Source organism: Pedobacter sp. PF22-3 (genome assembly GCF_026239555.1).
Lineage (GTDB): Bacteria > Bacteroidota > Bacteroidia > Sphingobacteriales > Sphingobacteriaceae > Pedobacter.
The window spans coordinates 1-14,626 of sequence record NZ_JAPIVP010000001.1 but is presented as its reverse complement, the minus strand read 5'-3'; the positions used below and the strand labels follow the sequence as shown (position 1 = coordinate 14,626).

Annotated in this window: 19 protein-coding genes; 2 read left to right on the top strand and 17 right to left on the bottom strand. The window is 37.5% G+C overall.

Translation table 11 applies throughout. The features are described 5' to 3' along the window. Positions 1–49: 49 nt before the first annotated feature. The 5 genes from OQX63_RS00095 to OQX63_RS00075 form a co-directional block, all read right to left on the bottom strand. Positions 50–307, bottom strand: a complete 258-nt coding sequence (locus tag OQX63_RS00095) for a hypothetical protein (protein WP_265848864.1) — start codon at positions 305–307, stop codon at positions 50–52. A 34-nt stretch (positions 308–341) separates the two neighbouring features. After that, positions 342–782 (bottom strand): DUF6794 domain-containing protein, encoded by a 441-nt coding sequence (locus OQX63_RS00090; protein WP_265848863.1) that lies wholly within the window; start codon positions 780–782, stop codon positions 342–344. Between the two features lie 285 nt (positions 783–1,067). Then, positions 1,068–2,111, bottom strand: a complete 1,044-nt coding sequence (locus OQX63_RS00085; RefSeq protein WP_265848862.1) for a hypothetical protein — start codon at positions 2,109–2,111, stop codon at positions 1,068–1,070. Positions 2,112–2,360: 249 nt separating this feature from the next. Next, positions 2,361–3,311 (bottom strand): hypothetical protein, encoded by a 951-nt coding sequence (locus tag OQX63_RS00080; protein ID WP_265848861.1) that lies wholly within the window; start codon positions 3,309–3,311, stop codon positions 2,361–2,363. 23 nt (positions 3,312–3,334) lie between these two features. Next, positions 3,335–4,192: a hypothetical protein gene (locus OQX63_RS00075; RefSeq protein WP_265848860.1), complete on the bottom strand. Its 858-nt coding sequence runs from the start codon at positions 4,190–4,192 to the stop codon at positions 3,335–3,337. Positions 4,193–4,694: 502 nt separating this feature from the next. On the opposite strand from OQX63_RS00075, the gene OQX63_RS00070 reads away from it, so the two are divergent. Continuing rightward, positions 4,695–4,853 (top strand): hypothetical protein, encoded by a 159-nt coding sequence (locus tag OQX63_RS00070; protein ID WP_265848859.1) that lies wholly within the window; start codon positions 4,695–4,697, stop codon positions 4,851–4,853. A gap of 389 nt (positions 4,854–5,242) precedes the next feature. On the opposite strand, the gene OQX63_RS00065 is transcribed toward OQX63_RS00070, so the two are convergent. The 3 genes from OQX63_RS00065 to OQX63_RS00055 are packed head-to-tail and all read right to left on the bottom strand — an operon-like array spanning position 5,243 to position 6,368. Then, entirely contained in the window at positions 5,243–5,725 is a 483-nt protein-coding gene (locus OQX63_RS00065; protein ID WP_265848858.1) for a hypothetical protein, read from the bottom strand. A 5-nt stretch (positions 5,726–5,730) separates the two neighbouring features. Beyond that, a complete protein-coding gene (locus tag OQX63_RS00060; RefSeq protein ID WP_265848857.1) occupies positions 5,731–6,126 on the bottom strand; it encodes a DUF3592 domain-containing protein in 396 nt (131 codons plus the stop codon). A gap of 2 nt (positions 6,127–6,128) precedes the next feature. Beyond that, the gene (locus OQX63_RS00055) at positions 6,129–6,368 is read right to left on the bottom strand and encodes a hypothetical protein (RefSeq protein ID WP_265848856.1); all 240 of its coding nucleotides are present in this window, start codon (positions 6,366–6,368) and stop codon (positions 6,129–6,131) included. A gap of 33 nt (positions 6,369–6,401) precedes the next feature. Between OQX63_RS00055 and OQX63_RS00050 the strand changes: the two genes are divergently transcribed. After that, positions 6,402–6,596, top strand: a complete 195-nt coding sequence (locus OQX63_RS00050) for a hypothetical protein (protein ID WP_265848855.1) — start codon at positions 6,402–6,404, stop codon at positions 6,594–6,596. A 177-nt stretch (positions 6,597–6,773) separates the two neighbouring features. Here OQX63_RS00050 and OQX63_RS00045 read toward each other — a convergent pair whose 3' ends face one another. From OQX63_RS00045 to OQX63_RS00005, 9 genes are all read right to left on the bottom strand, one after another. Next, positions 6,774–7,118 (bottom strand): hypothetical protein, encoded by a 345-nt coding sequence (locus OQX63_RS00045; RefSeq protein WP_265848854.1) that lies wholly within the window; start codon positions 7,116–7,118, stop codon positions 6,774–6,776. Between the two features lie 195 nt (positions 7,119–7,313). Then, on the bottom strand, positions 7,314–7,616 hold the full coding sequence (locus OQX63_RS00040; RefSeq protein WP_265848853.1) for a hypothetical protein: 303 nt from the start codon (positions 7,614–7,616) through the stop codon (positions 7,314–7,316). 120 nt (positions 7,617–7,736) lie between these two features. Then, entirely contained in the window at positions 7,737–8,006 is a 270-nt protein-coding gene (locus OQX63_RS23335) for an RHS repeat-associated core domain-containing protein (RefSeq protein WP_265848852.1), read from the bottom strand. After that, a complete protein-coding gene (locus tag OQX63_RS00030) occupies positions 7,976–8,407 on the bottom strand; it encodes a hypothetical protein (RefSeq protein WP_265848851.1) in 432 nt (143 codons plus the stop codon). Before OQX63_RS00030 ends, OQX63_RS23335 begins: the two co-directional genes overlap by 31 nt. A 248-nt stretch (positions 8,408–8,655) precedes the next feature. Further along, entirely contained in the window at positions 8,656–9,423 is a 768-nt protein-coding gene (locus OQX63_RS00025; protein WP_265848850.1) for an RHS repeat domain-containing protein, read from the bottom strand. 557 nt (positions 9,424–9,980) lie between these two features. Further along, positions 9,981–10,436, bottom strand: a complete 456-nt coding sequence (locus OQX63_RS00020) for a hypothetical protein (protein WP_265848849.1) — start codon at positions 10,434–10,436, stop codon at positions 9,981–9,983. Then, entirely contained in the window at positions 10,436–12,457 is a 2,022-nt protein-coding gene (locus OQX63_RS00015; RefSeq protein ID WP_265848848.1) for an RHS repeat-associated core domain-containing protein, read from the bottom strand. The genes OQX63_RS00020 and OQX63_RS00015 overlap by 1 nt, the downstream gene beginning before the upstream one ends. A gap of 850 nt (positions 12,458–13,307) precedes the next feature. Then, positions 13,308–13,748 (bottom strand): hypothetical protein, encoded by a 441-nt coding sequence (locus OQX63_RS00010; protein WP_265848847.1) that lies wholly within the window; start codon positions 13,746–13,748, stop codon positions 13,308–13,310. Between the two features lie 55 nt (positions 13,749–13,803). Beyond that, positions 13,804–14,626, bottom strand: an 823-nt coding sequence (locus tag OQX63_RS00005) for an RHS repeat-associated core domain-containing protein (protein ID WP_322974182.1), incomplete at its 5' end; no start/stop codon positions are given.

Genomic DNA, 14,626 nt, shown 5'->3' with positions numbered 1-14,626 from the left:
AAGTTAATTTTGCTTTTAATTAACGTTATGAATTCTAAGTAGGTCATGATTATTCAACGGTCAAACCTGTAAGTGAGAAGTCGATATCTTCTCCAATTTTTATTTTCTGCATAAGAATATCAGTATCGTTCCTATTTGCGCTATTTATCTTTACTCTAAAAAATACATTCGATGGCGCATTGATGTTATACTTTTTTTCAATAGTACCTTTAATCAAAAGGTCAGTTTGTGGATCAAATTTCCAGTATACATTTGGGCAGCTGAGAACTACAGCATTTCTCGAACCATCAGTATTATCTATGTGCATATAGATTGAAATATGATCTCCTTCCTTAAACCGATTATAGTTTTTTAACGGCCATGAGTGCAGCTTTTTCTTCGCATTTCCTTATAGGTTTCCAATATGCTTTGTATTCTTCAACCTGTTCATTCACATCGATTTTTTTGTTATTTAATCTTATGTGCAAAGATGAAAGGATGATCGAGGACATATCGTCGGGATGGTTGATGCCCAGTGATCTAAAAAATTTGGTTAAAGGAACATTTCTGTCGCCTCTTATCCAATTATTTCTGATCCAAAGTCCAGCTCCAAAGTGAGCCTCAGCAACGGCTTTTTTTTTCGGCTTATTTTTAAACGAATTCAATTCGGAGGAAGTCCATTCATTTTTGAGGTATGAGATTGACTCCTCTAGGTTTTTCGGCATTGCCTGTGTTTTCGGAGAAGAGGGTGAAGAACAACCAAGGCAAGAAATAAGTAACAGAATATTGACCAGTGTTTTCATTAGAGAGCGAATAATTTTTAAATCTACAAAAACGCTATTGAATTAGTCGTACAACTCCCTCCTTTCAATCCTTCTGCTTCAAATCAGCGAAATCAAACAAGTCTTTAGGACCAATTTTCAAAAACTTAGCATATATCGATACATGGCTGATGAACTCTTTGTAGCTATCACCAGTAATAATTGGAAATTAAAATTGTTTTCATTGCTTATGGAGCTCCCAATTGAGGATTTAAAGCGGGAGGATTAATATAAAACGATGTTAAAATCAACTTTAGAAAAAAAAATCTATTTCTTTTTACTAATCCCTTCTATCAATAATTTAAGTTCTTTTTGTCCTGCTTCTAAAGCAGAAATCTTATTGTTCTGTGCATTTAACTGATTGTCTTTTTCAATCAGGTATAGCGTAAGTTCTTCAATTTTTTTTAATAGTTGTTTGTTCATTTCTCCCAGGGCAATACCCTCTTTCTCCATTTCTATTGCGGAAGGGATTTCGGGAAGATGGCGGTTTAAGCTGATGTAAGTACTTAAATCTTTAAGTGACCTCAATGAATATTTTTGATCAAAAACATAATCGGGCCAGTTAGCGGTTTCTACCTTAATTTCATGTGCACGGATTTTTCCATTAACAGAAAGTTTTTCCTTTGGTGTAAGTGTCCCTATTCCTACGTCGCCCTGCGAATTCCAAATGCCATTTGGTAAACCGATATTTGCACTTCCCCAACCACCGTCGTAACCCAACTGAATAGTTCCATTTCCCGCCCTGATAAAATCAACCCTGAGCCCTGAATCATGAAAGGCTAAAGTGCTGTAATCCTTTGCATTGAGTAGTAGAGTGGAATTTGGAACCCAGTCTGCCTGTGTCGGATTAGCATCTTCAGTAATACTTCCAAGACTAATATGCCCATCAGCATTTGTGACTACCGAATTGGTGCCTACAACTATAGCCCCACCATTAACTTGTAATTTTGATTTTGGTAGTGAGGTACCAATACCAACATTTCCATCTCCCTGCACCACCATCCTGTCATACCATTGGTTATCTCCGGCGTAATTAACTCCAATGGTAAATTTATCTTCGGGTTGAAAATCATCACCAATACAGAAACGGAATTCAGTTTGGTTTGCACCTGAATTAAAATGACCAATAAAGCAATCATCTGAATTTCCCAGAAAATAAATCCGAGAGCCATACCCCAGTGTATTATGGAAACCCGATCCGATATTCAGGTTTCCATTGATAGTTTGATCTTGTGCAGTTGCACGGTTTGCATGCACAAGTAAAAGGCAAGCTGTAGCTGATGCCAAAATTTTGTAAAAGTTTTTTTTCATGAAAATAGTTTGTTTGAAAGTTCCAGAATCAACCGGTATAGTAAACGATTTAATAAAATTAAATGAATGTTTTGTTATTGAAAAATCTTCCCGATGAATGCGTGTTTTGAGTTGATATTATGGGCTTTCGGAATAACGAACTCATTTAGCAACTCAAAAAAGCAATGTTTAAATTTAAGTTAAAAATCGGGCTAACCAATTAACCCTGATTTTTAATAATAAAAATTTAGGTTCAAAAAAGTAAATAATTTATTCTTTAGCAGAAGATTTTTCCTGCAGTACTTTAATCAGTTTTCCTTGCTCATTAAGTTGTTTTTGCTGTTCGATTAAATGTAGTGTAAGTTCTTCTACTTTCTTTAATAACAACTTATTCATTTCGCCCAAGGCAACCCCATTAACCTCAACTTCTTTGGCCGTAGGCATTTCTGGCAGGTGTTTATTTATTTTAATATAATTTTCAAGTTCTTTCAAGGTACCTGCATCATACCCCTCTTCAAAAACATAATCGGGCCAATTGGCGGCTTCTACTTTAATTTCATGTGCCCGAATTTTCCCGTTAACAGATAAACGCTCTCTAGGGGTTAAAGTTCCAATACCTATATTTCCATTAGAATTAATCGCCATAGCGGTTAACTTACTGTCTGCTATCGCAACATCGCCATGTACATTGAAATTAAGCCCCATGTTTCGTATCCCCGGATAGCCTGTAGTGGCAGGGAAGCCACCACAACAAATCCAATCTGGCGTTGATTCAATTGAAGCACCAAAATAATTGGGCAGCACATCACGAAATCCGGGAAAATATATTCCTTTCGTATCGTTGGAATTATTATACTCTCCAAGCGTAATTCTTTCATCTCCTCCTGCAATATGTAAACGACTAAGGGGATTTGATGTACCAAGGCTCAGGTTCCCTCCAATATCCATAAGCATTCGAGGCTGCCCTTCAGCAAAAAATCTTATTCCAGAATACCCCGAAAAATAGGCCATTGGTGGTGTATTTGGCATTTCGTTATACCATCCTAAGCCATAAAATGCTACTGTTTTGCCCTTGAAATTAAAGGCGTCTGGGGCATCAAAAGCTAATCCATACTGGTTTAAATTAGCAGCTGTTTGGCTAAAGGTTTTCACTGTGGTAATGGCAAGAATCAAACATATTGCAAGAAAAATGTTTGCCAGATTTTTAATAAGAATTTTCATTAGCGTATTAAGTTGGTGTGAAATTATTTTTTTACTGATTTTTTTAAGTTTTTTATTATTTTATCCTGTTCGTCGATATGCTTTTTCTGTTTTAGATCAGCTTCTTCCAACCGGATGAGATGTAAAGTAAGTTCTTCAACTTTTTTCAAAAGTTTAGCCTGGATTTCGCCCAGGTTCTGACCTTCTTTGGCAACAACTTTAGCAGACGGCATATCGGGAAGATGGCCATGTTGTTCGATATAGCACTTTGTCTCCTTAAGTGTCGGTAGAATATATTCTTTCTCGAAAACATAATCAGGCCAATTTGCGGCCTCAACTTTAATTTCCCTTGCACGGATGTTACCGTTAACGGAAAGCATTTCCTGTGGGTTAATGGTTCCTATACCTACCCTTGCGGCATTAAATATTAGGGGTTGATTGCCACCGCCTGTTTTAAAAACAATAGGGTAATCATTGTTCATAAAGTTCATGGAGGTTAATTCGTTATCTACAGACAAACATCTTGCATCTCCTGTACCTACTCTGCTCGGATAAAAATGCGACTTTCCATAAACGGTTAATGGCACTTCAGGATCGAATGTTCCGATTCCAAGATTGCCATCAGTAGAAAGAAACAACCTGTCAAAGGCACTAAAACTTCCATTGTTTGCAATACGGAATCCATTGCCAATACGTGTACCACCCGTAAAATCACCTCCATAGTTTAAGCTAAAAACATTGTCCGTATCATGTACCAATGCTCTACCTCCAGCACCCCGAGGGGGAAAGCGAAAAATAACATCTGCTGCACCATTGAAATAGAATTCTGGCGTTTGTGCATAATTGATTTGAGATAGCAACAGGAAAAGTGCCAGCGACAGTAAGCGTTTTAGACGTTTCATTTTTGTTGGTTTATAATTTATTTAAATAAAATATTCGAATCATCATAAATAAAAATAAAGAAATAATTTACCTCTCTTATGACTGATCAATAAGTTATAATAAAACTATCATATCTCTTCAAAAAAAAAGAATCTTTTTGACGAACAATACTTTTCAGGTGATATAATGGTGTTTTCGCGTGATGAAATGATTTTAGGATATTTGAAAAAATTAACAAGAGTAAGAGTTTTCTTTCGCTAAGTTAGCAGCCAGCGTGTGTTTTTTCTGATACCGGCATTGTCCGGGTTAAGACTTTTAATATTGCCTATTGCCGCATAACTGTGTTCTCGCCCAGGTTATTACCAGCTGTAGCGTTTGGATCAAGCGGCTCATCCTTTCTTAGCTCTAGCTGAAGGTAATGGCATTAACTGAAGAACTAAAAGCCTGGCACCAAGGCCAGGCTAAGAATAAAATTATTTTAAGCACAAGTCACCTATTAGCTCCAAGTACAATAACAAATACTTGCTAGCAAGGGAAGGCCGCAAAACAGGTTTTGACAAACAGACCCTAAAGCTTATTGACGAAATAGAGGAACTCGAACCATCCATTAAAGATAAACTTCTTTTCCTGGCCAACGCAATTATACGCGATGCCAAAACCGGTAAAGCCTATGCAGGATAACAATCGACACCTAGAGATTATCCAGGCTTTGGCCGCCTGGTATCGCCCCCGTAACCAGAGAAGTATTCCCCGCAGACAGCCCATACAACCAGGCCGAGGTCATCCGGGCACTCTTCTTCGCCCTTAACAAACTAGAAGCCCTCGCCGAAAAAGGAAACCAGGGTTTAGCATGGACTGAAGAAGATGATGAATTGCTTGCAGAACGCTTTACGAAGGAACCAAGATTACCCAACTCGCCAAACTACACTCACGTACCTATGGAGCAATTAAAGCAAGGCTAATTAAACTCCAGCTCCTACAGAAATAACAAAGCCCAACATTTCTGCTAGGCTTTGCTACAATTATATTCATCTCCCACACGCGACACGCCTGCGAGGGAATTAGATTTTTTACTTTACAAAATAAAGTTTTCCAGCTTCTTCAAGTTCAGTATCTACCTCATCATCAAATTTGAATTTATAAATTCTCCATTTATCTTTTGCTTTATAGAAAATAAAAATAAATCTTATTGGCTGGATATCATGTTTTACCAAATAACTATAATAAACTAAACTTTTCCCAATGCGTTGTTGAGTAATTGATTCATAGCCTTCGAAATTCCCTGCCACTAATGCTAACTTTGCTAATCTGTCTTTTAACTCATTTAACTGTTCAGGAGTTGCGCCTGAATCAGAACCAAATATAAAATCTACTGCTTTTGCAGATCCAGTCTCCTTATATATTTTAAAAAAAGAATCTAAAGTTAAATGTAGGACTTCTTCACTTTTAGGATAGTCATTCACATCATTAGCTTTTTTATCCTTGACATCATTTGATGAACAGCCAGCAATCAAGAAAAATATCAAAGAAAGATATATTATTTTATTTTTCATTTTTTTTACATTAAAAACTTTTGGAGAAAGAACAGCAAACCTACAAATCCTGCTATTGCAATAATAAAATCTAAAAAAGCGGTAGTTTTACTAATAATAACTAAATTTTCTGGGTCATTGACATCATATATGATTGGTATTTTTTCATTGACCTTATAAACCTTAAAGGGCATACTATCGCTATGTTTAACTTCAATCTGCTTACTATCGCTATCTATATAACTTATTGTAGGCACAAAACTTACTTTATTTTTAATAATTACTCTTTCTATATGAATAATGTGACCGTCGGTCCGTATCCCGTTCTTATTAAGCTTCCACCTTTCATTAATTCTTAGCAGTCCAACACACAGAACTATAACACTTATACCTATTGCCCATATCATTTCGAAATTACTCATTATCAATTTTTATTAGTTGCATCTTTATAATAATTCTTAATCATTTCTTTAGCGCCAGTTTCCCATGCACTTATAGTTTCTGCAGCTTTCTCAAAGTTAACCATAACTTCTGCAGAAACCACGCCAAAAGTTCCTCCAATTGAATATCCACCATCACTATCCATGGAAGCGGAGTGCTCATTGCCACTCTTCCTCTCAATTGAAAATCCCGCTGATAGAGAAATTGGATTTTCCACATCCATTGCCTTATACTTGATGTTTTCAAAGTGGCGATCTTGTTTGCAATTGACAAACTCGAAGCCCTCACCAAAAAAGGTAACCAGGGTTTAGCCTGGAATGAAGAAGAAGATGTATTGCTCACACAACGTTTCATTCAAGGCACTAAGATTACCCAGCTTGCCAAACTCCATTCTCGTACCTATGGAGCAATCAAAGCAAGGCTAATCAAACTCGAATTCCTACAGAAATAACAAAGCCCGGCATTTTGAAAACTGTCAGGCTTTAGTATATTTTTCTACTCTGCTAATATTACGGACAAAGTCCTTGAGTTTACATAAAAGTTTTAAGAGTCCACTGAAAAAGTAAACTCTTAAACAAGAGGGACAATAGTTTTTTTCTATCGATCATTTAATCCAAGACTGTCAGAGCTAAATATATTTCATATCAGGCTTTTGGATAACTTCATCTAGTAACCTCAATGTGTTTTTAGATATTTCTCTCAACTCATTCCATTCAGTACTAGAAAAATCATCTAGATCTAGATTCCTTAGAGACCATTGCATCTTATTATATATCCTTAGAATCGAAGCTATTGATTTAAAAGAGAATCTTTCTTCCTCAATGAGGCTCGGGATCAATAGGAATACAGTCTCAAAACTTGATATCACTTCATCAGGAACATCAGCAAAATCTGGAAAACACCTTACCTGATCTTCATATGAGGATGACAAAAGCCTCAGGGTTTCTATCGTTTTAACATAGTTTTCTGCCATTTTCATTTATTTAAGGTTGTTGCGGGACTCTAACAGTTCCACCAGGTCCTGTGGAAACTTTCCAGTATGGCTGTCCTCCAAAATGCCTTGGCGTACCAGGGTGGTATTGTATCATCCTACCAGTAGGATCAGTTCCTGCTGGATTCATCTCCCGTAGAACCCATCCTTCAGCACGCGTACTTTCTTCTCATTACATCATTCACCCATCCTTCTGTTTTTCCTAACGCGTTTTGAACCTGACTGAGTGGTTTTCCCTGCACTAAGTTTCGCAGCCGTAGAAACTGATACTGATGCTCCAACCTGATATGCACCAGCCATCCAATCTCCTCTGATTTCAGTTCGCGCATCAGCAATCATTTGATTATTGTATGCGCCTAACCCATCTCTATCTAAAACATCCAAAGCATTTGCCTGACGACTATACGCCCCTCCAGAAAAGACATCATATAGAAATTTAGCGAATCCCCCTGTATTGTCTTTGGCTACTATACTCGTCAATCCACTAGTGGATGATGTAACTTCCTTACCTGTCGCTCTGTTAGTAGCTGTTCCATCCGCATTTAAGTTAACAACACCACCATCACTTGATGTTACAGTACCTACTTCTCCAACATGCCTTTATCCATCCTGTTCCCCATTACCATCAAACCACTTAACAGTTCCCGTTACATTTGATTGATACCAATCATATGAAGCCATCCCATCAGGGTCAACAAACCTTATCGGGCTATTAAAACCATAATTGTATGGCAAATGTCTCCGCATATTCTCTGCTAGTGGATCTATGACATTCCACCTCCCAATCACAGGGTCATAGAACCTGGTGCCGTAGTCATGTCGTACTTTTACTAAAGGAATTAATCGACCAACATAGTTATCCTTCCACAAAGGTATTTAGATCCATTTGATATATTAAAGTTGTCGGGTGTAAATACTTTTAAAACTTTGTTATCCCCAAAATCTTTAACATTTTTTTTCATGATGCAAAACCCGTCTTTAAAGTCTTTATCAATAGAACTGCTCACATCATTACATACATCAAAAACGTACAAAGTATCTTGTGTGTCTATAATCCTACATACATATAGACTTGCACTTTCAATTTTCCCAGTACATTTATTCTTTATTGGAAAAATTTGAAGCACATCAACTGATGTGCAATCATTTTCTTTTAAAATTATTTTTTTAAACCTTTCTAAAGAAATTTCTTTTTCTCTCACTTCTGTATCTTTACATGATAAAAAACAAGATAAGAAGAAAACTATTTGGGCATAAGTTATTTTATTCATGATTGGGCTGATTATTTGAATTATTTAATTTACCACTTCTATATAACATATAAATTCTATACATCTGATCTTTGGTAGGCCCAGTTGGTGTCTTTTGTGATTTCGACCCTTGATTCATAAAATTTAAGCCACCTTCCAAATGAGCAGTTGAAACAGCCAAAAACTTATATTTTCCAACTTTAAATTTATAGTCTTCAGCAGGATGTTTTAATCCACCTGTATGCCCTATCTCATGTCAAAGTGTTTTATTATTCTTGCCATTGATTAACTAACATATCTACATGTTCTTCATTTAAAGAAATAACCTTTCCATTCATTGCTCGTCCCACAACACCACCACCTTCTACATTGAAATCTTCATCTGTTCTATCTTTGATATTAAACAAAGTTTCTTTATATCCTACAGACTTAGCATCATCATATACGTTAATTTCCGCTTTAGCAGTAACTACAAAACCAGTACCTCCATTCTCATCTTTATCAACATTTTTATTAAATAGCGCCTCGAATTGGGTTTTAATTGCCTTAGCTACTTTATCAGCTTGACCATTATGCTTAGACGTATTGTCAACTACTGCGCCAGTGAATAAGATATTATAATGAGTTCTACTATCTTTATCAACATTAATAGTAATTGACCAGTCTTTACCAGTAGGGTCGTTAAGCATTATTGGATTATTTGCCACATAATTGTACGGTGAAAGTAAATCAAATTTTTCAGACATTGAGTCTATCGAGTTAAAACGCCCAACCACCGGATCATAGAACCTAACCCCATAATCATACTGGCCCAACTCTTCCTGCAACTCCTTGCCGTTATAAAGATACTTGTTCAGCCCCGCTTTTGCAACCGGTTCCTTTCTTAAACCGAAAGCAAAATAATCATCGCGCTGTATTACCTCTAAGGAGTATGGAGTTATTGGACTCTGTTTAAAAGTTACCCTAACGTTGCCCAGATTATCGCTCAGGTTATATTCGTAGCTATAGTTTCCGCCAGGTATATTTCTTGCTATCACTTCTTCAGTGTGGATAATATCGATTGTTGTGCCATCTGGTTTGTATTCAACACCATTAATATAATTTCTAACCGTGCCACTGCTGTTTCTAGCCAGTTTGTTGCCCGCAGCATCATAAGTATACGCCAGATTAACTGCCGTACCAGTTACCCTTGTGGCGGTTGCCGGTAAGTTCAGATAGTTGTAAGTATTTTAAGTATCAGTCCTAATCGCGTTCAACATTGATGAATCCGTGGTCTCCTTACGCTCAATCTATAGCTCAAGACTACGGACAGATGGCAACCAGGGTTTGGCATGGAATGAACAAGAAGATGAATTGCTTGCAGAACGCTTTACCGAGGGCACCAAGATTACCCAACTCGCCAAACTACATTCTCGGACCTACGGAGCAATTAAAGCCAGGCTAATCAAACTTGGACTCATACAGAAATAAAAAAGTCCGGCAACTTTTAAACTGCCGGACTTTATATGTAAGTTACATTTTGGTCTTAGCGAGACGCCAAGACCAGAAGGGGCAAATGCAAAGCTCAATATTGCTACCAGACTTTATTTCAATATTAGCTATCTTCATTTTTCATAAGATTCTGCAGATGAATATACTGTATCGAATTCTTGATAAGGGAAATTATACTAGTTTGGTTCAATGGGAGTACGTTATGTTCTTCGTCTAAAAGCAGTAATGCATGTAGTCCGCAGAATTCTATTATCTCACTTAACAGTTTTGAATAGTCTTCCCTAAAATCAATTCGAATCACAACCTCCGATATTTTATCATCTTCAATTAAGAACTTTATACAGGTTTTTTCCTCATTTCCATAAAGAACTATGTCATTACTCCACGATTTACCCTTTGATAAGAGTCCCGTTAGTGTATCGAAATACCCCACTTCGTAATCTCCGTTTCTCCAAAACCTAATATTATTATAGTCTACCTCACCTTTATAATTGCCACGGCCAATGATCTCTAAATCATCTTTAGGTATCAACTCAAATGTATATTGCCAAATCGCCATTAATGCCTTGAGTATATTAAATCGTTCGCTGATTTATAACCTTTGTAAGGAAGTTGAACCTTTTCGGCAGGTACTGTTTTAATCCCTAGCTCTTTCGCTATCCTTAGGCGATGATGACCATCAACGACACTATTGGAACCATTGTTTTCAACATATTTAATAGACTCTTTCATTCCATTTGACTTAATATCTTCTTTTAATAAACTGAACTCTTTTTTGGATTTCGTTAATCCTTGAGTAGGCTGTAAATCAAATGGGTTTTTACTTTCTAAAACCTTGGTACCATCTTGCATTGCCCCACTGAATGACTTACTGAGTGCTTTGTTAGCTGAACTCAAAACACGACCTGCTCCCTCTGTCGCCAATACAACAACTCCTTCTGCAGCTTTACTACCAATAGCATTACCCAAAACGGTCAAATCTCCTTTTGATGCAGCAGAAGTTATTTCTAATCCTTCTTTTACTGCACCGTATCCACCCATTGTCGCGGTGTTGAGAAAGTTATCCTTTAGCGCCTCGGGAGTAAACTGGCTCTTTACGGTCTCTACAGGATTTAGAACCGCTTGTTTTATCCCACCAAAATATCCTGTAAAGCCCTGTTTTATCCCTTTCCAAACATCATCGCCGGGTCCATCGGGAAACCTTCCATCGGGATCAGTTAACAGGATCGGGTTATTTAGAACATAGATGTATGGAGAAGTACTTTCCTGATAGAGCTCCACAAGCGGATCAATCACATTCCACCTTCCAATAACCGGATCATAGAACCTTGCCCCGTAATCATATTGCCCCAACTCTTCCTGCAACTCCTTGCCATTATAAAGGTATTTATTAGTTCCATCACTTGCAACTTTTCTCAGGCCAAACGCATAGTAATCGTCACGCTGCAACACTTCCAATAGGTTGGTATTAGGATTTTTATAAAAAGTAGCCCTCACATTGCCTAAATGGTCGCTTAAATTGTATTCATAACTGTATGTGCCATTACTATTCCTAGCAATACCTTCTTCTGTATGGATAATATCGATTGTTGTACCATCTGGTTTGTATTCAATACCATCAATATAGTTTCTCAACGTGCTACCTGCTTGTTTCTGCAACTTTTCACCAGCAGCATTATAAGTATAGTTAACATTCGGACCTGCAATAGAAACAGGCAGATTCAAATAATTATAATCAATGTTGGTAATGCCTCTGGCTGTATTGGTTTTCTGGTTGCCGTTAACATCATAGCTATAAGTACCGTTGGTAAAACCACTGATTGCTGTTAATTTGTTTCCATCGTAACCGGTATAATTGTTCATTCCAAAATTACCACGGGCCAAGGTGGTAATATTGCCCATTACATCGTAACTAATGGTTTCGCCCAGGTTATCGCCAGCAGCAGCATTGGTCAGCCTGTTTAACTTGTCGTAACTATAAGTAAAGGCATTTGCAGTACCATTGGTATAATTCTGGCCAGAGATATTGCCATTGAACTGTGGCAAGATACCATCGTTATATTTCAGCTCCATGCTGAACTGATCGGAGGTACTGTTCTTCATCCAGCCACGCTCGTTGTAGGCAAAGGTTGTAGCCTGGCTATCGTTGTGCAGGTTCTTTTTGCTCAACTGGCCGATCTCGTTGTATTCCAGGTGGTTCAGCGCAACATCTCCCTGGTTGTTGATGTTTTCAAAAGTAGCGATCTTGCGTCCTACATGATCGTACTCGTAGCGGTTGGCAATGGTGGTCACCGTACTGCCTACCGTGTGGGTACGGGTGCTGGCTTTCAGGCTGCCATCAAAGTTCCAGGTATTGTCTACCACATCGGTACCGTTTAGGTGGTTACTGCTTTTGCTTTGTATAATGCGTCCTTCCAGATCGTAATAATTGGTGGTGAGTAGAAAAGTGCCGCTGCCCAGGTTCTTTACCTTGGTGCCCGTAAGCAGGCTTTTAGTACGTGCCGCAGGGGCCTTGGCTGCCTGTAGGCGGGCCAAAGGACTAAACCTTCTACTAGTTTCGCTAGAGGATGGGAGGAGCAAAAATTAGAAGCCCAACATTTGCTGCTGGACTTCAATTTATTATATATCTAGGCACAAGTCCTCCACTACATTGCCCAACACACTAAGACTTGCGCCAGTTTAGGGGAAGCTAATTTATTTAAAGACCCGGCAATGCTCAGGCGCTTCCAGGATATTTCCATACTGCCCGAAAAAGAAAGGGAATGCCTCCTCACAACTGTAGACTACTTCATCAAATCCGCCAAGATAGGCGCAATGTAAAACAACAAGCAACCTTTTTGGGGTGGCTTTCTGCTAAAATCCTTTTCTTCTTATGTAGTATAATTCTTGGCTATCGGAGCAGTAAAGTAAAAAATACTACTCCAAATCATTAAAGTGAATAAAACTGTAATAGTTTTTCGGGTTTAATATTTCTTTGTTAAAAGAGCTAAAACATTTCACATCGTCAAGATTGTTGGAGGTTAATGTAAACTTATACAGTTTCATTGTTTGATAATCAAGAGGGCAATTCTTCCATTTACCAACAATCGTCTCATTGCTAACTTCTGTGTTCTCCCATTCCGTAAGCTTTGGGAAATCATTATCTATTACCCCTCCCTTTATGTTATATCTGTATATCTCGAACAATTCTCCTTTAGAACTCCTACCAAGAAAGTCCTTGCTACAAGATTTATCAAAACTTCCGCTGTATCCTTTAAACAACTTTTGTAAATCACATTCTTTTAAAGTATTAAACGATAATTCACTGTAAACCAAGCATTAAGCTATTATTGCTACTATGAACAAAACACCTAATAACACCTTCTTCTTCATAATCATTATTTTTTTACCGGTACTTTCGATTGCCCATATCCATATATAAAGAAGGTTATTATTTACAATTCATATTGTCGGTCTCTAACTCATTATTTATCGACACATCGCTTTTTAATCTCTTATTTTCCCGAATTTCATAACTTAAATCGTCACTTAAGCGGCAAAGATTATTGAGGCTATTTGGGGGTAAGTAAGGCTTCTTTATTCTATTATATTCTCGGCTTTCATAATGTTTGTAATAAATCTTATTTGTCTTTAAATTTTTATAAGATCCCCCGCCATCATTTAGCATTTCAACGCTTCCATCTTTATGAAAAATTAGGGATGCTTGCAAAAAATCGTCAAATTGCCAATCTACCATTACGGACGCTTTTTGGGTTATATTTACCACACTATTACAATACCCATAATAAAAATAACTTTTTTTTCCTTCATCATAACGGCTTACAACTATACCGTTCAAACGATAATGTGTTATAAATTTTTTCTCAAACATACAACAGCAATTGGAGAATAATAGAAGAAGAATTGTAAATTTTCTCATAGTAAAATTATTTATATATATTCTTCCCAACATTGATACCAGCTCTTGTCAGTTTATCTTCACCTGTAAACACTGTTGTTAGAATCTTTGGGATCGTGGCTTGCGGAACAATACTTAAATTTATTAAGTCCCGAATCCCTCTAATACCCGATAATAACTTATTATTTCCCGATTCATTATAAAGGCCAAAGCCATAGTCGATAATAATTGTTGGGATATTCGATGATTTCGCGACTATTCCAGCTGCAATATTTCCAGCATCTCTGGCTGAAGCATACTTATCCCATAGCAATGACCCATAGTAGGCATTCCCATTTGGAGTATGGGTTTTAATGTCCCAATCCCCTTTTGTACCTGCTTTTTTTGCATATTCGTAAGCTGATGGATTAGCTTTGACAATCTCTCGAACTGATTGAGTGGCAAAGTTCGAATCAAAATCAATTTTGGCACCCTCAGCAACTTTGACTTGATTTTTATTGTTTACACCATTCTTTTCGTAATCACCAAAATCTGCGAAACCGAAAGGAGTCCAAGTTTCTCCCATTTTTTCGCCCCCCCCTGAAGTTGATATACTATTTTGATAAAGGTTGTCAACCTCTGCATTTGTGGTTGCATTTTTGTGTTTATATACTCCGTTGTCACCATCAGCATAAATAGCTAAGACGTTACCAAGAGCATCGGTATGAGTAGATTTAGTTTCCATTCCATTTGGATCAATCATGAGAACAGGATTATTTAATCCATAATTGTACGGCGAGGCATAACCAAAGGCTTCCGCCAACGGATCCACAACATTCCACCTCCCAATCACCGGGTCATAGAACCTTGCG

Coding starts and splice junctions, on each gene's coding strand:
- OQX63_RS00095 (WP_265848864.1), bottom strand. CDS start 307: ATGCACATAGATAATACTGATGGTTCGAGAAATGCTGTAGTTCTCAGC.
- OQX63_RS00090 (WP_265848863.1), bottom strand. CDS start 782: ATGAAAACACTGGTCAATATTCTGTTACTTATTTCTTGCCTTGGTTGT.
- OQX63_RS00085 (WP_265848862.1), bottom strand. CDS start 2,111: ATGAAAAAAAACTTTTACAAAATTTTGGCATCAGCTACAGCTTGCCTT.
- OQX63_RS00080 (WP_265848861.1), bottom strand. CDS start 3,311: ATGAAAATTCTTATTAAAAATCTGGCAAACATTTTTCTTGCAATATGT.
- OQX63_RS00075 (WP_265848860.1), bottom strand. CDS start 4,192: ATGAAACGTCTAAAACGCTTACTGTCGCTGGCACTTTTCCTGTTGCTA.
- OQX63_RS00065 (WP_265848858.1), bottom strand. CDS start 5,725: ATGAAAAATAAAATAATATATCTTTCTTTGATATTTTTCTTGATTGCT.
- OQX63_RS00060 (WP_265848857.1), bottom strand. CDS start 6,126: ATGAGTAATTTCGAAATGATATGGGCAATAGGTATAAGTGTTATAGTT.
- OQX63_RS00055 (WP_265848856.1), bottom strand. CDS start 6,368: ATGGATGTGGAAAATCCAATTTCTCTATCAGCGGGATTTTCAATTGAG.
- OQX63_RS00045 (WP_265848854.1), bottom strand. CDS start 7,118: ATGGCAGAAAACTATGTTAAAACGATAGAAACCCTGAGGCTTTTGTCA.
- OQX63_RS00030 (WP_265848851.1), bottom strand. CDS start 8,407: ATGAATAAAATAACTTATGCCCAAATAGTTTTCTTCTTATCTTGTTTT.
- OQX63_RS00020 (WP_265848849.1), bottom strand. CDS start 10,436: ATGGCGATTTGGCAATATACATTTGAGTTGATACCTAAAGATGATTTA.
- OQX63_RS00010 (WP_265848847.1), bottom strand. CDS start 13,748: ATGTTTGAGAAAAAATTTATAACACATTATCGTTTGAACGGTATAGTT.